General features: G+C 69.4%; 19 protein-coding genes. 11 read left to right on the top strand and 8 right to left on the bottom strand.

What is annotated here, in order from left to right; genetic code table 11:
* Positions 1-42: 42 nt before the first annotated feature.
* Positions 43-618 (top strand): PadR family transcriptional regulator, encoded by a 576-nt coding sequence (locus Pth03_RS35450; RefSeq protein ID WP_203948851.1) that lies wholly within the window; start codon positions 43-45, stop codon positions 616-618.
* On the opposite strand, the gene Pth03_RS35445 is transcribed toward Pth03_RS35450, so the two are convergent.
* Positions 576-1,025 (bottom strand): GNAT family N-acetyltransferase, encoded by a 450-nt coding sequence (locus Pth03_RS35445; protein WP_203948850.1) that lies wholly within the window; start codon positions 1,023-1,025, stop codon positions 576-578. The genes Pth03_RS35450 and Pth03_RS35445 overlap by 43 nt on opposite strands.
* A gap of 85 nt (positions 1,026-1,110) precedes the next feature.
* On the opposite strand from Pth03_RS35445, the gene Pth03_RS35440 reads away from it, so the two are divergent.
* Positions 1,111-1,569, top strand: a complete 459-nt coding sequence (locus tag Pth03_RS35440; RefSeq protein ID WP_203948849.1) for a hypothetical protein — start codon at positions 1,111-1,113, stop codon at positions 1,567-1,569.
* 81 nt (positions 1,570-1,650) lie between these two features.
* On the opposite strand, the gene Pth03_RS35435 is transcribed toward Pth03_RS35440, so the two are convergent.
* On the bottom strand, positions 1,651-2,442 hold the full coding sequence (locus Pth03_RS35435) for a class I SAM-dependent methyltransferase (protein ID WP_239119609.1): 792 nt from the start codon (positions 2,440-2,442) through the stop codon (positions 1,651-1,653).
* A 146-nt stretch (positions 2,443-2,588) separates the two neighbouring features.
* Here Pth03_RS35435 and Pth03_RS35430 point away from each other — a divergent pair, with 146 nt between their 5' ends.
* Positions 2,589-4,412 (top strand): acyl-CoA dehydrogenase, encoded by a 1,824-nt coding sequence (locus Pth03_RS35430; protein ID WP_203948848.1) that lies wholly within the window; start codon positions 2,589-2,591, stop codon positions 4,410-4,412.
* 125 nt (positions 4,413-4,537) lie between these two features.
* On the top strand, positions 4,538-4,759 hold the full coding sequence (locus Pth03_RS35425) for a hypothetical protein (RefSeq protein WP_203948847.1): 222 nt from the start codon (positions 4,538-4,540) through the stop codon (positions 4,757-4,759).
* Here Pth03_RS35425 and Pth03_RS35420 read toward each other — a convergent pair.
* The 4 genes from Pth03_RS35420 to pdhA all read right to left on the bottom strand — a co-directional run bounded on the left by Pth03_RS35420 (position 4,756) and on the right by pdhA (position 8,626).
* On the bottom strand, positions 4,756-5,049 hold the full coding sequence (locus tag Pth03_RS35420; RefSeq protein ID WP_203948846.1) for a Dabb family protein: 294 nt from the start codon (positions 5,047-5,049) through the stop codon (positions 4,756-4,758). The two genes, Pth03_RS35425 and Pth03_RS35420, sit on opposite strands and share 4 nt — an antisense overlap.
* A 149-nt stretch (positions 5,050-5,198) precedes the next feature.
* Positions 5,199-6,548, bottom strand: a complete 1,350-nt coding sequence (locus Pth03_RS35415) for a dihydrolipoamide acetyltransferase family protein (protein ID WP_203948845.1) — start codon at positions 6,546-6,548, stop codon at positions 5,199-5,201.
* Positions 6,549-6,563: 15 nt separating this feature from the next.
* Positions 6,564-7,538: an alpha-ketoacid dehydrogenase subunit beta gene (locus tag Pth03_RS35410; RefSeq protein ID WP_203948844.1), complete on the bottom strand. Its 975-nt coding sequence runs from the start codon at positions 7,536-7,538 to the stop codon at positions 6,564-6,566.
* On the bottom strand, positions 7,535-8,626 hold the full coding sequence (gene pdhA / locus Pth03_RS35405; protein ID WP_239119608.1) for a pyruvate dehydrogenase (acetyl-transferring) E1 component subunit alpha: 1,092 nt from the start codon (positions 8,624-8,626) through the stop codon (positions 7,535-7,537). The genes Pth03_RS35410 and pdhA overlap by 4 nt, the downstream gene beginning before the upstream one ends.
* A gap of 293 nt (positions 8,627-8,919) precedes the next feature.
* Here pdhA and purS point away from each other — a divergent pair, with 293 nt between their 5' ends.
* The 4 genes from purS (at position 8,920) to purL (ending at position 12,859) form a co-directional block, all read left to right on the top strand.
* The gene (purS, locus tag Pth03_RS35400; RefSeq protein WP_203948842.1) at positions 8,920-9,165 is read left to right on the top strand and encodes a phosphoribosylformylglycinamidine synthase subunit PurS; all 246 of its coding nucleotides are present in this window, start codon (positions 8,920-8,922) and stop codon (positions 9,163-9,165) included.
* A gap of 172 nt (positions 9,166-9,337) precedes the next feature.
* Positions 9,338-9,787, top strand: a complete 450-nt coding sequence (locus tag Pth03_RS35395; RefSeq protein ID WP_239119607.1) for an ATP-binding protein — start codon at positions 9,338-9,340, stop codon at positions 9,785-9,787.
* 136 nt (positions 9,788-9,923) lie between these two features.
* The gene (gene purQ, locus Pth03_RS35390; protein ID WP_203948841.1) at positions 9,924-10,607 is read left to right on the top strand and encodes a phosphoribosylformylglycinamidine synthase subunit PurQ; all 684 of its coding nucleotides are present in this window, start codon (positions 9,924-9,926) and stop codon (positions 10,605-10,607) included.
* Complete coding sequence (gene purL / locus Pth03_RS35385; RefSeq protein ID WP_203948840.1) at positions 10,604-12,859, top strand: phosphoribosylformylglycinamidine synthase subunit PurL; 2,256 nt, start codon at positions 10,604-10,606, stop codon at positions 12,857-12,859. Before purQ ends, purL begins: the two co-directional genes overlap by 4 nt.
* 59 nt (positions 12,860-12,918) lie before the next feature.
* Here purL and Pth03_RS35380 read toward each other — a convergent pair whose 3' ends face one another.
* On the bottom strand, positions 12,919-15,027 hold the full coding sequence (locus Pth03_RS35380; RefSeq protein ID WP_239119606.1) for a M6 family metalloprotease domain-containing protein: 2,109 nt from the start codon (positions 15,025-15,027) through the stop codon (positions 12,919-12,921).
* Between the two features lie 105 nt (positions 15,028-15,132).
* Here Pth03_RS35380 and Pth03_RS35375 point away from each other — a divergent pair, with 105 nt between their 5' ends.
* Both Pth03_RS35375 and Pth03_RS35370 read left to right on the top strand, forming a co-directional pair.
* Positions 15,133-16,275, top strand: coding sequence for a PucR family transcriptional regulator (locus Pth03_RS35375; protein WP_203948838.1), 1,143 nt, complete (start codon positions 15,133-15,135; stop codon positions 16,273-16,275).
* Positions 16,276-16,291: 16 nt separating this feature from the next.
* Positions 16,292-17,743 (top strand): MFS transporter, encoded by a 1,452-nt coding sequence (locus Pth03_RS35370; RefSeq protein WP_203948837.1) that lies wholly within the window; start codon positions 16,292-16,294, stop codon positions 17,741-17,743.
* Here Pth03_RS35370 and Pth03_RS35365 read toward each other — a convergent pair.
* Complete coding sequence (locus tag Pth03_RS35365; protein WP_203948836.1) at positions 17,650-18,345, bottom strand: TetR/AcrR family transcriptional regulator; 696 nt, start codon at positions 18,343-18,345, stop codon at positions 17,650-17,652. The two genes, Pth03_RS35370 and Pth03_RS35365, sit on opposite strands and share 94 nt — an antisense overlap.
* 102 nt (positions 18,346-18,447) lie before the next feature.
* On the opposite strand from Pth03_RS35365, the gene Pth03_RS35360 reads away from it, so the two are divergent.
* Positions 18,448-19,863, top strand: coding sequence for an MFS transporter (locus Pth03_RS35360; RefSeq protein WP_203948835.1), 1,416 nt, complete (start codon positions 18,448-18,450; stop codon positions 19,861-19,863).
* The last annotated feature ends 4 nt before the right edge of the window (positions 19,864-19,867 follow it).

Below are 19,867 nucleotides of genomic sequence, written 5' to 3'. Positions count from 1 at the left end.
AGTGAAGGTGATCGACGGAGGAGTCAATACGCTGGGACCACCATGAGCTCCACGATCCCCACCCTCGGATTCGCGATCCTCGCCGTGCTCGCGCAGGCCGACAGCACCGGTTATGAGATCGCGAGCCGGATGCGCCACCCGGTCAGCCGCTTCTGGACAGCCAGCCACAGTCAGATCCACACCGATCTGAGGCGCCTGCTCGCCGCCGGGCTCGTCGGCTACACCACGGCTCCGGGGCCGGGCCCCCAGGAGAAGAAGATCTACTCGATCACCGGCGAGGGGCTCGACGCGCTGCGGGCGTGGGTGACCGAGCCGCCGCGTCCCCAGCCGGAGCGCGACGAACTGGTTCTCAAGACCTACGCCGCCTGGCTGGCCGACCCCGTCGCGCTGAGCGAGATGTTCCGTACGGCGCTGCGCCACCACGAGGAACGGCTGGCCGAGTACGAAGCGACGTGGGCGGACGTCGAACAGGACATGCCCGCCTTCGGCTCACCCAGATTCGGGAACATGGCCGCGCTTCGTTGCGGCCTCACGTACGAGCGGCACCGCGCCGACTGGTGCCGCTGGATGATCGATCAGCTCAGCAGGAGCTTGAATCCCTCGTGCGAGGCCTCGTAGCCGAGCGAGAGGTAGAACCGGTGCGCGTCGACGCGTGCCTTGTCCGAGGTGAGCTGGACCAGGGCGCAGCCGCGTTCGCGTGCCCGCCGCTCGGCCCACTTCATCATCTGCCCGCCGATCCCCTGGTTCCGGTGCTTCGAGGACACCCTGACGCCCTCGACCTGAGCCCGTTCGCCGCCTCTGCGCGACAGGCCGGGGATGAAGGTCATCTGCATGGTCCCGACGATCTCACCGTCGGACTCCACGACGATCAGCTCGTTGCGGGGGTCCGCGTCGATCGCCTCGAAGGCGGCCTCGTAGTCGAGGCCCGGCCTGGCGTCACGGCTGGCCGAGATCGGGTCGTCCACCAGCAACGACACGATCGCCGGAACGTCGTCGCGCGTGGCCGTACGGAAGGAAAGGGGCATTCCGGAGAGTTTAACGGGGGTGCTTCAGGGGGCGGTCAGGGACTTCCCCGATGCCGGAAAACCGGTGAAAACACAGCATGTAAGCATGAAGGAACTCACCAGACGCGACGAGATGTCGCTGGCCGCCGCCGCTCTGCGGGGCGCGCCGTGGGCGGGCGCCGCCATCTCCGGCGGCGCGGTGGCGGCGACCAGCCTCGTCATGGGCTGGATCCTCCCGGGATCGCCCGACCTCAGCTGGGCCCTCTGCGTGGGGATCACGATGTTCACCCTGGTGGCGAGCATCGGGTCGATCTCCCAGCCGCAGCGGGGCGACCACGTGACCCGGCAGGCCCGCGTATGGTCGCTGCGGCACCCGTGGCGGTTCGCCCTCTACCCCGGCCTCGGAGCCGCCGTGCTCATGTACCCCATACAGCTGATCGTCGACGGCGAGGGCCTCTTCGGCGGCGCGTGGGACGCCTTCTGGGGCGGCGTGTTCGTCTTCCTGATCACCGGGGTGCTCGCTCTCGCGATGCGCAGCCGTGCGAGGTCCGCCATCCGGCCATGAGCATGACGTTCGCCCCCACGGTCCGGACGCGGCATCTCTTCGACGGCGAGAGGTGCCGCGTCTTCGTTTCCGCGTCGAGACTCAGCCGGACGTGTCCCACCACATCGTCATGAAGGAGCGACGCGGCGCAGGCCAGACCCCGAGCTCGTGAGCGGCCTCGATCACCTCGGGCGCCCTGGCGGGGTCCAGACAGAGCCTGCGGCACGCGCTGGCCGCCATCTCCTCGGGCGAGGCGAACGGCGCGTCCGGCGACAGATACTCCTCCCTGACGACGGCGAACCCCAGCGCCTCCGCGATCGCGACGGCGTCGTTCGCCGTCGGCGTGGACGGCCGGCGCAGGCCGTGGAATCTCTCCCAGAGCGGGTTCAGCCAGCTCGTCGGGTGGAAAGCGGGCAACTCGACGACCACCCGGCTCCGGGCGTGCCGGTCGAGCGCGGCCAGGAAATCGGCCAGATCGGGCACGTTGAACACCACGTGCGCACACACGACGACGTCGGCCACCGGCGTGCGGTCCGCGACGTCGGGCCACCGCCCCTGAATGGTCTCCAGGCGCAGCCCCCCGGCCTGGCGGGTCAGCTCGGCGAGCATCGCCGGGTTCTCGTCGACGGCCACGAGCAGAGCAGGGCGAAGCGGCAGACCGGCCGCTCCCGTGCCCGCGCCGACGTCGAGCACGGACCCGCCGGGCGGCAGCGCCTCACGGGCGCGCTCGAAGGTGGGTCCCTTCGGTTCCGCGAGGAGCGCTCCGGTTCTGCGGACAAAGCGCTCGACCTGGTGCGTCCAGGGGTTCGCCGGGGCCGCCGCCACGATCTCCTCGGGGATCGCCCATGCTTCCAGGTCGTCCCGCCATCGCTTCGCCAGGTCGTCGACATCCATCCCGCAACGCTACGCCAGGGATCAGCGCTCTGAGGTGCCGGAAGTGTCGCGTAAAAGATGCATGTAGGTGGTTACTGGCGGGTAGCATTCAGATAGAGTTACTGGCCAGTATGTAATCCCCGGGTCTGGTCCTAGGAGTCGCACACATGGGTCACTACAAGAGCAATCTCCGCGACCTGGAGTTCAACCTCTTCGAGGTCTTCGGCCGCAAGGAGATCCTCGGCACCGGACCATTCGCCGACGTCGACGAGGACACCGCGCGCAGCGTGCTCGACGAGGTCAACCGCCTCGCCACCGGCCCCCTCGCCGACTCGTTCGAGGACGCCGACCGCCACCCGCCGGTCTTCGACCCCGCGACCGGCACCGTGACCATGCCGGAAAGCTTCAAGAAGTCCTACCAGGCCTGGGTCGACGCCGAATGGTGGCGCCTGGAGCTGCAGCCCGAGCTCGGCGGCACCGTCGCGCCCCGCAGCCTGGTGTGGGCCATGGCCGAGCTGGTGCTCGGAGCGAACCCGGCCGTGTGGATGTTCGGCTGCGGCCCGGCCTTCTGCCACCAGCTGTACCGACTGGGCACCGCCGACCAGAAGCGGTTCGCCCAGCTGGCCGTCGACCGCAACTGGGGGGCCACCATGGTCCTCACCGAGCCCGACGCCGGCTCCGACGTCGGGGCCGGCCGTACGAAGGCGGTCGAGCAGCCCGACGGCACCTGGCACATCGAGGGCGTCAAGCGCTTCATCACCAGCGCCGAGCACGACATGGCCGAGAACATCTTCCACCTCGTGCTCGCCCGTCCCGAGGGCGCCGGCGCGGGCACCAAGGGCCTGTCGATGTTCCTCGTGCCCAAATATCTCGTCGACCTCGAGACCGGCGAGCTGGGCGAGCGCAACGGGGTCTACGTCACCAACGTCGAGAAGAAGATGGGCCTGAAGGTCTCCACGACCTGCGAGCTCACCCTCGGCGAGCGGCACCCGGCCGTCGGCTACCTTGTGGGCGGCGTGCACGAGGGCATCAAGCAGATGTTCATGATCATCGAAAACGCCCGGATGATGGTCGGCACGAAGGCCATCGCCACCCTGTCCACCGGCTACCTCAACGCCCTCGACTACGCGCGCAACCGCGTCCAGGGCGCCGACCTCATCCGCTCGGCCGACAAGAACGCCCCGCGGGTCGCCATCACCCACCACCCTGACGTGCGCCGCGAGCTCATGCTGCAGAAGTCGTACGCCGAGGCCATGCGGGCGCTGGTCCTCTATACGGCGACCTTCCAGGACACCATCCAGATCGCCGAGGCCGAGGGCCGTAAGGACGCCGCCGCCGAGGCCATGAACGACCTCCTGCTCCCCCTCATCAAGGGCGTCGGCTCCGAGAGGTCGTACGAACTGCTCGCCCGGTCGCTCCAGACGCTGGGTGGCTCGGGCTTCCTGCAGGACTACCCGATCGAGCAGTACATCCGCGACTCGAAGATCGACTCGCTGTACGAGGGCACCACCGCGATCCAGGGGCTCGACCTGTTCTTCAGGAAGATCCTGCGCAACCAGGGGTCCGCCCTGACCACGCTGCTCGGCGACGTCAAGGCGTTCGCCGGCTCGGATGCGGGCAACGGCCGCCTGAAGGTGGAGCGCGCCCTGCTCGACGAGGCCGCCGACGAGGTCAAGGCGATGGCCGACACCATGGCCGGCTGGGCCATCTCGTCGCTGGAGACGCCGCGGGAGGTCTACAAGGTCGGCCTCAACACCACCCGCTTCCTGATGGCGCTGGGCGACCTGGTGCTCGGCTGGCTGCTCCTGCGGCAGGCCCAGGTCGCGCTCGCGGCGATGGGCGGTTCGGACGCCGACCGTGCCTTCTACGAGGGCAAGGTGGCCGCCGCCACGTTCTTCGCCCAGACCGTGCTGCCGCGGCTGGCCGCCGAGCGCCGCGTGCTCGCCGCGACCGGCGACGACCTCATGGAGCTCCCCGAAGAGGCCTTCTGAGGCGACGGCCCGTGCGCCCGGAGATCCGTGGGGCTTTCCAGTAATGTGATCGCCCACGACCGGGTATTACCGATTGCGCACGGGCCGTTTACCTTGCCCCAACCAGGGTCCTCGGAGGTCACGCGATGGGCATCGGGGTCAGCATCTTCTTCATCACACTCGGGGCGATCCTGAAGTTCGCCATCGCGCCTGACGTGCTGGGTGACACCGTGCACATCGATGTGATCGGCGTCATCTTCATGATCGTCGGAGGGGTCGGCCTGCTGCTGAGCATCGTCTTCGCCTCCCGGCGCGGCCAGACCTCCGACACCCACCTCATGGAGCACGAGAACAAGCCGGACGCCTAGACGGCGTACTGGACCGCCGCCCTGGTCGCCGCGATCGGGGCGATGGACTCGGCGACGACGGCGCGGTGCACCGGGTGGTCCCGGTAGACGAGGTAGTCGTCCTGCGAGTCGAAGTCGGCGACCACCGCGAAGTCGAAGTTGCCCTCGTTGATGCCCGCGTCCGGTCCGATCTGGTAGGACTTCAGCTCGGGGATGACTCCGGGCAGCTCGCTCAGGCGCTTGGACACTTCGGCCTTCTGCTCCTCGGTGGCGTCTGCGGTCCAGGTGAACATGACGACGTGCCGGAACATGGTCTCCCCTTGCGTTGTGGCCTTGCCGCCACCTTCTCACAGCCCGCCCGAACGGCAGGAAGCGGCGGCCGGTGATCGCCCACCGGCCCGCCGCCTCCCGTCTCGATCTTCCGTACGGCTCGATGCCGCGTCGTCTTCAGCCCGGCGTCTTAGCCCCAGGCGAGCATCCGCAGTGGGTCCTCCAGCATGGCGCCCACATCCCGCAGCACGTAGGAGCCGACCTCGCCGTCGATCAGGCGGTGGTCGAACGACAACGCCAGCGTGGTGACCTTGCGGACCGCGAGCTGCCCGTCGACCACCCAGGGCATGTCCCTGATCTGGCCGACGGCCAGGATCGCGGCCTCGCCCGGGTTCAGGATCGGCGTGCCCGCGTCCACTCCGAACACGCCCACGTTGGTGATCGTGATCGTCCCGCCGGTCAGCTCGGACGGCGTGGCCTTCCCCGCGCGGGCCCGCTCGGTCAAGCCCGCGAGGGCCTGGGCCAGCTCGGGCAGCGAGAGGGCCTGTGCGTCCTTGATGTTCGGCACGATCAGCCCGCGGTCGGTGGCCGCCGCGATGCCGAGGTTGACGTAGTGCTTGACGATGATCTCGTCGTCGGTCCACGTCGAGTTGGCCATCGGGTAGCGCCGTACGGCGGTCAGCAGCGCCTTGGCGACCAGCAGCAGCGGAGAGACCTTCACGTCGGCGAAGTCGGGCAGCTGCCGGAGCCGCCGCACCGCCTCCATCGTCTCGGTCACGTCCACCTGGAGCCACTCGGTCACGTGCGGAGCGGAGAACGCGCTCGCGACCATGGCCTGAGCGGTGGCCCTCCTGACCCCCTTGACCGCAATGCGCTCCTCACGGCCGGGCGCCGCCGGCCGGATCGCCGGGGCGGGCGCGGCGACGGCGGCCTGGACGTCCTCGCGGGTGATCGAGCCCTTGGGCCCGGTTCCCGTGAGGGCCGCCAGATCCACGCCGAGGTCCCGGGCCAGCTTGCGCACCGGCGGCTTGGCCAGCACACCCGGACGCCCGGCCGCCGGCGCGGCCGGGGCAGGGGCAGGCGGGGTGGGGGCGGGCGGGGTGGCAGCGGGGGCAGCCGCCGTGGGCGCTTCAGCGGCCTTCCTCGCCCGCCGCTTGGTCGAACTGGTCATGACGCCGTAGCCGACGAGCACCGGCTGGCGCTCCTGCTTGGGCGCCGGGCTGCCGTGCACACCCGGCTCGACCGCGCCCTCGGCCGGCGGCCTCGGCACCATGTCATCCACACGGGACTCGGCTTCGGGCTCGTCGGTCTGCACGGCGATGATGGGGGTGCCAACGTCGACCGTCTGGCCCTCGTCGACCATCAGGGCGGACACGGTGCCCTCGAACGGGCAGGGCAGCTCGACCACGGCCTTGGCCGTCTCGATTTCGACGATCGTCTGGTTGATCTTGACGGGGTCGCCCGCGGCCACATGCCACTTGACGATCTCGGCCTCGAGCAGGCCCTCGCCGACGTCGGGGAGCTTGAACTCACGAAGCATGAGGATCCCTCCCTCTCAGTAGGCGAACGAGCGGTCGACGGCGTCGAGCACCTTGTCGAGGTCAGGGAGGTAGTGCTCCTCCAGGCGCGAGGGCGGGTAGGGCGTGGAGAACCCGCCGACCCGCAGCACCGGGGACTCGAGGTGGTAGAAGCACTTCTCGCTGATCCGCGCGGCCAGCTCCGCTCCGAAGCCGGTGAACACCGGCGCCTCGTGCACGACGACGCAGCGGCCGGTCCGCTGGACCGACTCGGTGATCACGTCCATGTCGAGCGGGTTGAGCGAGCGCAGGTCGATGACCTCGAGGTCGCGCCCGTCCTCCTCGGCCGCGTTCGCGGCCTCCAGGCAGGTCTTCACCATCGGCCCGTACGCGAGGAGCGTGGCGGAGGAGCCGGGCCGTACGACCCGGGCGCGGTCGATGGGCATGCCGGCCGCGGCGAGGTCGACCTCGGCCTTGTCCCAGTAGCGGCGCTTGGGCTCGAAGAAGATGATCGGGTCGTCGGAGCGGATGGCGTCCTGGATCATCGTGTAGGCGTCGGCGGGGTTGGAGCACGCGACGACCCGCAGACCGGCGGTGTGCGTGAAGTACACCTCGGGCGACTCCGAGTGGTGCTCGACCGCCCCGATGCCGCCGCCGCACGGGATTCGCACGACGACGGGCAGCCTGAGCGCCCCGAGCGAGCGCAACGGCATCTTGGCGAGCTGGGTGATGATCTGGTTGGCGGAGGGGAAGACGAACCCGTCGAACTGGATCTCACAGACGGGCCGGTATCCGCGCAGCGCCAGCCCGATGGCCGTGCCGATGATCCCCGACTCGGCGAGGGGCGTGTCGATCACGCGGTCTTCACCGAAGTCCTTCTGCAGGCCGTCGGTCACCCGGAACACGCCGCCGAGCTTGCCGACGTCCTCACCCATGACGAGGACCTTGGGGTCGTCCTCCATCGAGCGGCGCAGGCCCTCGTTGATCGCCTTGGCGAGAGTCAGTGTGGTCATCGTTCGAACTCCGCCAGGTAGGAGAAGAACTGCTCGCGCTCCTCGTCGAGCAGCGCGTGGGGAGCCGTGTAGACGTGCTGGAACAACGCCTCGGGGCCGGGGTTGGGCAACTCCAGGCACCTGCGCCTGATGTCCCTGCCCAGTGCGTCCGCCTCAGCCTCGACCTTGTCGAAGAACTCCTGGTCGGCGAGCTGGTTCTTGAACAGGTACGCCTTCAGGCGCTCGATCGGGTCCTTGAGCTTCCACGCCTCGAGCTCGTCGGCGACCCGGTAGCGGGTGGGGTCGTCGGAGGTCGTGTGCGCGCCCATGCGATAGGTGAAGGCCTCGATCAGCGTCGGCCCCTGACCCTCGCGGGCGTTCTGCAGGGCCTTGCGGGTGACGGCCAGGCACGCGAAGACGTCGTTGCCGTCGACGCGCACGCCGGGGAAGCCGAACCCGGACGCCCTCTTGTAGAGCGGGATCCTCGACTGCTTCTCCAGGGGCTCGGAGATCGCCCACTGGTTGTTCTGGCAGAAGAACACGACTGGCGCGTTGAACACCGACGCCCAGATGAACGACTCGTTGACGTCGCCCTGGGAGGTGGCGCCGTCGCCGAAGTAGACGATCGTGGCCGCTTCGGCGCTGTCGCGCTGGATCCCCATGGCGTACCCGACGGCGTGCAGCGTCTGGGAGCCGATGACGATCGTGTAGAGGTGGAAGTTGTGCTCGGCGGGGTCCCACCCTCCGTGGTTCACCCCCCGGAACAGTCCGAGCAGCTTGACCGGGTCGACGTCGCGGCACCAGGCCACGCCGTGCTCCCGGTAGGTGGGGAAGGCCATGTCGGCGTCGGTGAGCGCACGCCCGGAACCGACCTGGGCGGCCTCCTGTCCCAGCAGGGACGCCCACAGGCCGAGCTCTCCCTGCCGCTGGAGGGCGACAGCCTCCAGGTCGATGCGGCGGACCAGGACGAGGTCCCGGTAAAGAGAGCGGACCTCTTCAGTGGTCAGCTCGATGTCGTAGTCGGGGTGCTCGACTCGCTCCCCTTCGGGGGTCAGCAGTTGGACGAGCTCCGGAGGTGCGTCAACACCACGAGGGGCGTCGGCTGTCACGTGCCACTCCTGTGCGTCGTGGGCCGTTCTTGGGCGGGGTCGCCACCGCGGTCGGGCCGAATCTTCTGGCATACGGCCGCTGGGGTGGGAGGCCGCACGCGTCTGCGGACATCGTGGCAGAGGTCATACCCGCTTGCGCAAGACCTGCCATCGGCGCCCACACCATCCCCGATTCCCGCGGTGCCGAAGCCCACACTCCCACTAACCGCACTGTCGCCGGACACCCGGGCGGCCTCATCGGCCCTGTCGCTAGGCTGGGCGCGAAGCGATCCCACCCTTACAGGAGGAACAACGTGGCGCGCGTCATCGTCGACGTCATGCTCAAGCCGGAGATCCTCGACCCGCAGGGCCAGGCGATCACCAGGGCGCTGCCTCGCCTCGGCTTCTCCGGGGTCGCCGACGTACGGCAGGGCAAGCGATTCGAGGTCGAACTCGACGGCCCAGCGGACGAAGCGGCCATTTCGGACGTCCGGAAGATGGCCGAAACACTGCTCGCCAACACGGTGATCGAGGACTTCACCGTCCGCGTCGAAGACTGAAGTGGGATATTTCACAGTACGAAAATTAGGACAAACCTCTTTATAGTGCACATCTACCGGACGCAAAGCCGTTCTTGGTACAACCATAAATAACACGCACGTGATTTTGCGGTTAGCCCTGATTCACCGGGGAAGCCTACCTTGGTGACCTTCGACACCGGGGAGGGGTCCGGTGGATATTGAGTTCTCACTCGCCATGCCGCGGGACGCGATAGGCATTCCGATGGTCCGCAGAGTGCTGGGTGACGCCCTCAGATCACTGGGCGTCACCGAGAAGTGCGTCTCGGACATCCTGCTCGCGACCTCGGAAGCCTGCACCAACGCCGTGCGGCATGGAGGACCGGCCAACCGCTACGAAGTGATGGCCACGATCGGCAGCGGCAGGTGTGAGCTGCGCGTCGTCGACTGCGGGCACGGCCTCGACACGATTCCCAAGCAGTATCCTCCGGGCGACGTGGAGAATGGCCGCGGCATCCTGATCATGCGGGCCGTCGTCGACGAGATCTCCTTCGACATCACTCCGGGCCGTGGCACCACCGTCCGCCTCCGCAAGGAGCTCGACTGGGACGAGGACGCCATCGCCCACCACCTCACCCTCGCGGGGCAGCTGGCCGGCGTCTGACCGGCCGGCTGCTCCGGCGAGCAGCCGATTTGGGTCCTTCGATAATCTGAGGTGTACCGCAACTGACCGCCGTCTCGTCTTGAGACGGCGGCTCGCGCGTGCCCGTGCCCAGTTACGGCTTGGAGGGAACACTGTCATGAGCGCTGCCCGTGTGGGCGTCGTCACCTTCCCCGGAACACTCGACGATCAGGACGCCGCCCGTGCCGTACGGCTGGCGGGTGCGGAGGCGGTGCCCCTGTGGCACGCGGACCGCGACCTCAAGGGAGTGGACGCGGTCTTCCTCCCCGGCGGGTTCTCCTACGGCGACTACCTCCGCTGCGGCGCGATCTCCCGGTTCGCCCCGCTCATGGACGCGCTCGTGCCCGCCGCCCGCGACGGGCTGCCGGTGCTCGGCACGTGCAACGGCTTCCAGATCCTCTGCGAGGCCCACCTGCTTCCCGGGGCGCTGACCCGCAACCAGGGGCTCCACTACGTCTGCCGTGACCAGCGCGTACGCGTCGAGAACGCCGGCACCGCCTGGACCGCGGAATACGAGGCCGGCCAGGAGATCGTGCTGCCCGTCAAGCACGGGGAGGGCAGGTTCGTCGCCGACGCCCACACCCTGGAAGCCCTGGAGGGCGAGGGCCGCGTGGTCTTCCGCTACCTCGGCGGCAATCCCAACGGCTCGCTCAACGAGATCGCCGGCATCACCAACGAGGCCGGGAACGTCGTCGGCCTCATGCCCCACCCGGAACACGCGGTCGAGGAGCTCACCGGCGCCCCGAGCGTCGACGGGCGGGGCTTCTTCACCTCCATCCTCAAGAAGCTGGTGAACGCATGACCGTCGACAGCGTCAAGCGGGCCGCCGAGACTCCCGATGAGCGGCAGCCGTACACCGAGCTGGGGATGAAGGACGACGAGTACCAGCGGGTGCGCGAGATCCTCGGGCGGCGGCCGACCAGCTCGGAGCTGGCGATCTACTCGGTCATGTGGAGCGAGCACTGCTCCTACAAGTCCTCCAAGGTCCACCTGCGCCAGTTCGGGACCAAGGCCCCCAAGTCGGAGGCCCTGCTCGTCGGCATGGGCGAGAACGCCGGCGTGGTCGACATCGGCGACGGCTGGGCCGCGACCTTCAAGATCGAGTCGCACAACCACCCGTCGTACGTCGAGCCCCACCAGGGTGCGGCCACGGGCGTCGGCGGCATCGTGCGCGACATCATGTCCATGGGCGCCCGGCCGGTCGCGGTGATGGACGCGCTGCGCTTCGGCGGCGCCACGCAGTCCGACACCCGGCGTGTGCTGCCCGGCGTCGTCGACGGCATCAGCCACTACGGCAACTGCCTGGGCCTGCCCAACATCGGCGGCGAGGTCGCCTTCGACCCCTGCTACATCGGCAACCCGCTCGTCAACGCGCTGTGCGTCGGCCTGCTCCGCAAGGACCAGATCAAGCTGGCCACCGCCCCCGGGCCCGGCAACAAGGTCGTGCTCTTCGGTGCGCGGACCGGCGCCGACGGCATCGGCGGGGCCTCGGTGCTGGCCTCGGCGACGTTCGAGGACGAGTCGCAGGCCAAGCGGCCGGCCGTACAGGTCGGCGACCCATTCATGGAGAAGCTGCTGATCGAGTGCTGCCTGGAGCTCTACCAGGCGGACGTGGTGGTCGGCATCCAGGACCTCGGCGCGGCCGGCGTCTCCTGCGCGACGACCGAGCTGGCCGCCAAGGGCACGGGCGGCATGCACGTCGACCTCAACCTCGTCCCGCTGCGCGACCCGTCGCTGCGGCCCGAGGAGATCCTTATGAGCGAGTCGCAGGAGCGCATGATGGCCGTCGTCACCCCCGGTGACATCGACGCCTTCATGCGGATCTGCGAGAAGTGGGACGTCCCGGCGACCGTCATCGGCGAGGTCACCGACACGGGCAGGCTCGTCATGACCTGGGACGGCGAGACGATCGTCGACATCCCGCCGGGCACGGCGGCCGACGACGGCCCGGTCTACGAGCGCCCGTTCCACGAGCCCGCCGGCCAGGCCGCCCTCAACGGCGACGGCCCGGAGCGGCTGCCGCGCTCCTCCGACCTGCGTGAGACGCTGCTGACGCTGCTGGGCTCGCCCAACCTGGCCTCCAAGGAGTGGGTGACCTCCCAGTACGACCGGTACGTCCGGGGCAACACCGTCCTGGCCCAGCCCGCCGACGCCGGGATGTTGCGGATCTCCGAGGTCATGCCGGGGGCTGAGGAGACCACTCGGGGCATCGCGCTGTCCACCGACGGCAACGGCCGTTACGCCAAGCTGGACCCCTACGCCGGGGCCCAGCTGGCGCTGGCCGAGGCCTACAGGAACGTGGCGGTCACGGGCGCCAAGCCCCTTGCGGTGACCAACTGCCTCAACTTCGGCTCGCCGGAGGACCCCGAGGTCATGTGGCAGTTCGCCGAGGCCACCCGCGGCCTCGCGGACGCGTGTCAGATCCTCGGGGTGCCGGTGACCGGCGGCAACGTGTCGTTCTACAACCAGACCGGCTCCGACGCGATCCACCCCACGCCGGTGGTCGGCGTGCTCGGCGTGATCGACGACGTCTCACGGCGGGTCAGGTCGGGCTTCACCGCCTCCGGCCTGCGGGTGGCTCTGCTGGGCGAGACGCACGAGGAGTTCGGCGGGTCGGAGTGGGCGCACGTCGTCCACGGCCACCTCGGCGGCCTGCCGCCGCGGGCGAACCTGGACGCCGAGCGGGGCCTCGCGTCGGTGCTGGTGGCCGCCGCGGCCGAGGGCCTGATCGAGGGATCCCACGACCTGTCCGACGGCGGCCTGGCGATCGCCCTGGCCGAGTCGTGCATCGCCCAGGGCGTTGGCGCCTCGGTGAGCCTGCCCGTCGAGGACGCCTTCGTCGCCCTGTTCAGCGAGACGGCCGCGCGGGCGCTGGTGTGCGTGAGGCCCGAGGCCTTCGATGCGCTGGCCGAGCTCTGTGGCCGCCACGACGTACCCTGCTACGGCCTGGGCACCACCGGCGGCACGTCTCTGGTCGTGGAGGACGCCTTCGAGATTCCCGTCGGCGATCTGCGCGAGGTGCACTCCGGAGCCCTGCCGGCCATCTTCGGCTGACCCGGTTCACGAAAGGGCCCTTCCGGATGTCTCCGGAAGGGCCCTTCGTCACATGACCCTTAGAGGCCGATCGCGATGCAGGTCGCGGTCGCCTTCTTGCTCGGGTCGCTCTCGGACGTCGCGGTCAGCTTGACGGTGGCCAGGTGGCTGCCGCCGGCGGCCCGCTGCGCGGCGACCTCGACCGAGTCGTGGTCGCCGAACTTGACAGTGGCGAGCGCGTTGGGCGTGGTGACGGTCCAGCCCTTGCCCTGAACCTCCGCCTTCAGCCGGTAGACGTCACTGCCGACATAGGTACTCACGTCCTCGGGCTGCCCCTGGACCGGAGCGGCCTTGCCGGTGTTGAACAGCGGGAAGCTGCAGGTCGACGCGCCGTTCTTGCCGGGTGCGCCCCCCGCCGGGAGGAGCTTGACGCCGCGCTTCTGCGGCCCCGCGCCGTCCAGGGAGCGGATTGCCACGGTGTAGGAGAGGATGCCCTTCTTGTCACGCTTCACATCGGTGACGTAGAAGTGCAGCCGGTTGACCCCGTCGACGTACTCGTACTCGCTGCCGGAGTTCGTGCCCGCGTGGAAGAGGGCGTCGGCCAGCTGACGGTAGTCGCCGATCGTGATCGGCACCTCGGTGCCGTCGGGCAGGACGTAGTCGGTCATCCCGATGTCCTGCGGGTTGGCGTCGATCACCCACTCGAACGGGGCGTTGTCGGTGTTCTTGGTCTTGGCCAGGAGCACGCCCGAGTCCGAGGTGAAGGAGTCGGAGCCCATCCGGTCGACGACCTCGACCGTGTAGTTGTTGTAGTTGCCGCCGTCGCAGAGCGGATCGGTCTGCGTGGAACACGAACCATTCGACTTGTCGCCGCCGTCGAGCACGATGTTGACGCCGGTCAGCTCGTTCTTCCCGGGCTGGACCTCGCGGGCGGTCACCTTGGCGACGACGACGCCGGACTGGGCGAGCGCGTCACGCGACAGGCGCAGCACGTTCTGCTCATCCACCATGCCGAGCTTGATCTTGTTGCGCAGCATGTGCTGGGCGCCCATCGACGCCCCCGCCGTGGGCGGGATCAGCCAGCGGCTGTGCGGGCCGCCCGGGCCGTTGAAGCTGCCCCGGCTGAGCATCTCCCAGATTCCGGTGTAGGCCCGGCGGGCGGGCGTGCCGTACGGATTGTTGTAGTTGTCGCCGACGCCCATGATGTGGCTGAACTCGTGGGCGTAGGTCCCCATGCCCGAGCTCTCGGCCTGGACCGAGTCGACGCCGAAGCGGGCGTTGGGCCAGAACGTCGAGCCCGCGGCCCAGGAGGTCCAGTCGACGTAGCGGGTGGTCGACCAGTTCGGCAGGGCCGGGTCCGGCGGCCCGAACTCGTCGGTGACGTCCTCCTTGTTGGGGAACTTCATCATGCCGAACTCCTGCCAGGTGGACGACTCGTCCTGGCCGGCGGTCACATAGAAGACGAAGTCGTACTGCGCGGCCACCTCGGGGCCGACGGACGCGACCCAGGCCGCGTTGCCGTCCGTGCGCAGGTTCCTGTTGCAGGTGTCCCCGGCCGGGCAGGCGTTGCGCTGGTATTCCAGCCCGTACTCGTAGGACTTGCCCGGCATGGAGTAAGGGCCGAAGCCGGTGAGGTCGACGCCGTACCGGCCCTGGGAGTCCTCCATCCAGTACTCGTGGAGGGTGTGGCCGTTGTTGAGCTTGCCGGGCGTGTTGAGGAAGTCCTGGTAGAACTTCGCGACCTGGTCCCTGGGGATGTCGTGGGCCTGGGCGCTGGGGTTGCCGAAGACCGTCGAGCCCTGGGGCTGGGTCACCACGAACGGCTGGTTGGAGTAGTCGAGCAGCACCAGCGCGCCCTTGAAGGTGCGCGTGGACCCCTTGACCGCCGGGTCGGCCCAGTTGGTGCCCGGGACCTTCTTGTAGTCCGCCCACGTCATGTGGTCGGGGTTCTTCCAGTTCTGCGGGTCGATGGGCTTGACCGCGGGAGCCGACGAGCTGAGCGTGCGCAGGGTCTGCGTCGCGTCCGGTTCGTCACGCTGCCAGGGCTGGGTCTGCGGCCACTGGTTCAGCCGCCAGGGGTACTCGGGATCGTCGGCGGGGGCTGCGGATGCGGGGACGGCCGCGAGGGCCGCCGGGACGACCAAGGCGGTCGCCACGAGGATCTTTGTGAGCTTGGAGAGGGCTTTCACGATTCGGACGGTATATACGGCCTTGACCCAAATCATCGTTCAGTTGTAGAGAAGATCGAAAGCCGGTTGTCCGACAACCGTAGAAAAACCCAGATGGGAGACCGCGTGGCGGACCTTCAGCGGATCGTGGAGGATCTCGCCGCGCGCCTCGACCGCCCCCTGCTGCTGGATGACGCCCGCCAGCGCGTGGTCGCCTACACCGAGCAGAACGGCCAGCTCGACGACATCCGCCGCGACTCCATCCTGCACCGCCATACGACGCCGGAGGTCCGCGCGTTCCTCCGCTCCGCCGGAATCCTCGGCGCGGAAGGGCCGCTGCGCACACCCGCCGCCCCCGACCTCGGCCTGCTGCCGCGGGTCTGCGTCCCCGTACGGCATGACGGCCGGCTGCTGGGCTTCCTCTGGTTCATCGACGCCGGCCCTCCGATGAACCAGGCCGAGGTCGACGTGGCGGCCGCCGCCGTCCCCACGCTCGCCCTGGCTCTCTTCCACGAGAGCCTGGCGTCCGGCCTCGCCTCCCACCGGGAGCTCGAAGCAATCAGCGGGCTGCTGCTCGGCGAGGCCGAAGCGGCCCGCGCGCTCATCGAGGCCGGCGCCTTCCCCCAGACGATGCCGGTCACGGTGACGGTCGCCAAGCCCGCGGCGGCGGAGGCGGACGAGGCCCTGCGACTGACGCTGGAACGCGGTCTGCTGGCCGTACGGCGGCGCCTGGCCGCACACCAGCCCCTGCATCTCGTGCGTTACGACCACGCCGTGCTCCTCACCGCGGGCACGTCGGCGTTCGCCGAGGAGATGCACGCGGCGATGGACGTTCCGGTGCTGGTCGGCATCGGCAGGCCGCGTCCCTCGCTCTCCGGCGCGGCCGAGTCGTATGCCGAGGCCCTGCACGCGGCGGAGGTCGCCGCCCGGGTGCCCGAGCTCGGTCGTTCGGCGGAATGGGCCAGGCTCGGCGTCTACCGGATGCTGACCCGCGTGCCCCAGGACGACCTGCATCCCGGCCTGGAACGGCTGCTCGGCCACGATCAGCACCTGCCGCTGCTGGAGACCCTGGAGACCTACCTCGACCTGGCGGGCAGCGCGGCGGCCGCCTCACACCGGCTGCGGCTGCACCGCACCTCGCTCTACTACCGGCTGCAGCGGGTGGAGGAACTGGCGGAGACCGACCTCAGCGACGGCAGCGAGCGGCTGAGCCTGCATCTCAGCCTCAAACTGGCCCGGCTGTCCGGGCGTTACCGCCCACGGGCATGAGGCGGGCCAGAACCACATGATCGACGTCCCCCTGCGTCCCGGCTCCCCCGAACACGCCGACGCGCTGCGCTACGCGTGGCGGGTCTGCTCGGTCACCGGGCTCGGCCTCGTGCTCATCGGCATCGGCGCGAGCACGCTCAACGTCGCGCTGCCCGAGGTCGTGCGGCACTTCGACGCGAGCCCGCTCGCGTCGAGCTGGATCCTGCTGGCCTACCTGCTGGTCAGCACCGCCACACTCGTCTTCTTCGGCAGGGTGGCCGACCTCGTGGGCAGGCGGGAGGTCTACCTGCTCGGGTTCGCCCTGTTCACCGGGGCGTCCCTGCTCGCCGGGCTGGCTCCCAGCGCGGGCATCCTCATCGCCGTGCGTGCCGTACAGGGTCTGGGCGCGGCGATGATCCTCGCCAACGGCACCGTCATCATCACGGCCGCCTTCCCTCCCGACCGGCTGAGCCAGGGTATGGGCGTCTACATCGGCACCTTGTCGGTCGCCCAGCTCGCCGGGCCCACGGTCGGCGGCCTGATCGCCGACACGCTCGGCTGGCGCTGGATCTTCTGGATCAACGTCCCGGCGGGAATCGTCGCGCTGGTGTGGGGCGCGCTGACGCTGCGCAAGGTGCCGAGAGGCCGCAGAGAGCCGGTGGACGTGCTCGGCAACCTGATCGTGTTCGCCGCGCTGTCGGCCGCCCTGATCGCGATCAGCCAGGGTGATCTGCTCCCCGGCCTGGCGGCGGTCGTCCTCGTGCCCGTGCTGGTGCTCGTCGAGCGGCGCGTGCGCAACCCCGTGATCGCCCTGTCGTTGTTCGGCGGGCGGATGCTGGCCTTCGCCAACCTCGCCTCGTTCTGCAACGCGCTGGCCCGCGCGTCCCTGATCCTGCTCACGGGCCTGTACTTCCAGGCCGCTCGAGGGGTGGACGCGCTGACGGCCGGTCTCGGCGTGCTGCCCCTGCCGATCGGGATGGCCCTGGCCTCACCTGTGGTGGGCGCCCTCGGCCGCAGAGTGAGCGCGTACACGTTGTCGCTCGCCGGATGCGCCCTGTCCGCCGCCGGGCTGCTCGTGCTGGTCCTGTCCGCCGGTACGGCCACGCCGTACTGGGTGATCGGGGCGGGGCTCTTCCTCGCCGGATGCGGCAGCGGGGCCTTCCTCACGGGCAACACCACCCAGGTGATGAGCACCCTCCCGCTGGGAAGCCTGGGCGTCGTCAACGGATTCCGGCTCACGATCATGAACGTGGGCATCGTGCTCAGCGTGGCCACCACGCTGAGCGTGCTCACCGGCTCGGTGACGCCGGAGCTTCGCGGCCAGGTCTACGCCGGCACGCTGTCGGCCCTGTCGCCCGTCGCCGTTCAGCAGTTGATGACCGGCTTCCAGCAGACCTACCTGGTGCTGCTCGGCGTCGCCGTGCTCGGCGCCCTGTGCGCGGCCATGGCCTCCACACCGGACATCAGCAGGCCCACACCGAAGGCGTAGTAGCGGTCGACGTCGGGCTCGCCGTCGTAGGTCTTGGCGAACTCCACCATGTTGGGAAAGCGGTCCGCCGGAAGCGCCTCCAGTGTGAGCCGCTTCTGCCTGCGCCATTCGGCGGCCTCTTTCGAGCTCATGTGACGCGGGCAGGCCGGCTCGTCCTCCACGAGCGCGAGCACGCCGTGGAGCAGATACGACGAGATCAGGAAGGCTTCGTCGAGGGAGAACCCCACCGAGCTGAGCAGCGCGAGGGCGGTCTCCGTCGCGCGGGTGAAGTTGGCCGAGTCGTGCTTGGCGACCATGGGGAACACCCCGACGATCGACGGATGCCGCCGCAGGACACGGGTCAGCGCCTCGACCATCGCCCGCAGCCGCACGTTCCACGGGTCCGCCGGATCGAACTCCGGGGTCACCTCCGCCAGCACGTGGTCGAGCATCCCGAGGAGCAGGAGCTCCTTGTTCTTGAAGTGCCAGTAGAGCGCCATCGGCGTGACGCCCAGCTCCTGGGCCAGGCGCCTGATGGTGGCCGCCTCGACCCCCTCGGCGTCGGCGAGCTCGAGCGCCTTCTCCACCACGGCGAGACGCGTGAGCTTCTCTGCTGGTGCCATGGCCGTCCCTCCTTGTGCGACTTGACAACTATACGGCGTACAAGGTCTCCTATGCACCGTACATGTACGACGTACATGTACCTCGTATAAGGAGGACCCCTCATGACTGGAAGATGGTGGGCGCTCGTCGCCGTGTCGCTCGCGACGTTCATGACCTACCTCGACAACAACGTGGTCAACGTGGCCCTGCCGACGATCCAGCGTGATCTCGGGTTGACCATGTCGGGCCTGGAATGGATCGTGAGCGCCTACATCCTGGTGTTCGCCGGGCTCCTGCTCGTGGGCGGACGCCTGGCCGACCTCGTCGGCACGCGCACGATGTTCTTCGCGGGGCTCGCCGTCTTCACCCTCGCCTCCGTCGCGGCCGGTCTCGCCGGCAACCAGGAGGCGTTGATCGCGGCACGAGCCGTCCAGGGTGTGGGCGCCGCACTGCTCACCCCGACGTCGCTCGCCCTCCTCGCCGCGGTCTTCCCCGACCCGCGTGAGCGGGCCACGGCCGTCGGCGTCTGGAGCGCGGTGGGGGCGCTGGCGCTCGCGGTCGGCCCGCTGACCGGCGGTTTCCTCAGCGAGAACGCCGACTGGGGGTGGATCTTCCTCCTCAACGGGCCCGTCGGCGTGGTGACGGCCGTGCTCGGATGGCGCTCGATCCGCGTGCCGCGCTCCGCGACCGCCGGCGCCGGGCTCGACCTGCCGGGCCTGGCGGCATCCACGGTGGCACTGTTCGCCCTGACCTACGCGCTGATCGAAGGAGAGTCGCGGGGCTGGACGTCCGGCCTCATCCTCGGCGCCTTCGCCGTCGCGGCCCTCGCGGCCGTCGCCTTCCTCGTCGTCGAGGCCCGTACGGCGAAGCCGATGATCGACCTCACCCTCTTCCGGGAGCGGATCTTCAGCGGGGGCCTGCTCTCGATGGGCCTGTGGGCGTTCGGCGTGTTCGGCATCTACTTCTACACCGCGTTGTACCTGCAGAGCGCGCTCGGTTTCACCCCCATCCAGGCCGGGGCGGGCTTCGTTCCGATGGCCTTGCTGATGGCGATCGTGGCCACCATGTCCCCCCGGCTCGCCGAGCGTTTCGGCAGCGCCCTCACGGTCGCCACGGGCCTGGCCCTGATGGCCGTCGCCATCGGCGGCCTGTCCCGTGTGGGAGAGTCGAGCGCCTACCTCGACCTGCTGCCCTGGTTCCTCATCTACGGCGCGGGCGCGGGAATGCTCGTGCCGCTGACCAGCCTGGTGCTCGACACGATGCCCACCGAGAGGGCGGGCGTCGCGTCCGGGGTGCTCAACGTCTCACGTGAGGTCTTCGGCCTCCTTGGTGTGACGATCCTCGGCGCCATCCTCAGCGCTCGGCAGAGCGCCGCCACAGGAACGGCCCTGCACAGGTTCCTGGACGCCTACCAGTTCACCCTGCTGATCGCGGCCGTGATCGTGATCGTGGGCGTGCCGGTCAGCCTGTTCTCGTTGCGGGCGCGCCGGGCGGCCGCGGCGGTGGCCGCCGAGCCCGTCCCGGAAACGGTCGGCTGACCGG

The sequence above is a fragment of the Planotetraspora thailandica genome (assembly GCF_016863335.1).
Classification (GTDB): domain Bacteria; phylum Actinomycetota; class Actinomycetes; order Streptosporangiales; family Streptosporangiaceae; genus Planotetraspora; species Planotetraspora thailandica.
The sequence above is the reverse complement of the archived record's forward strand: the minus strand, read 5'-3'. Positions and strand labels throughout refer to the sequence as shown.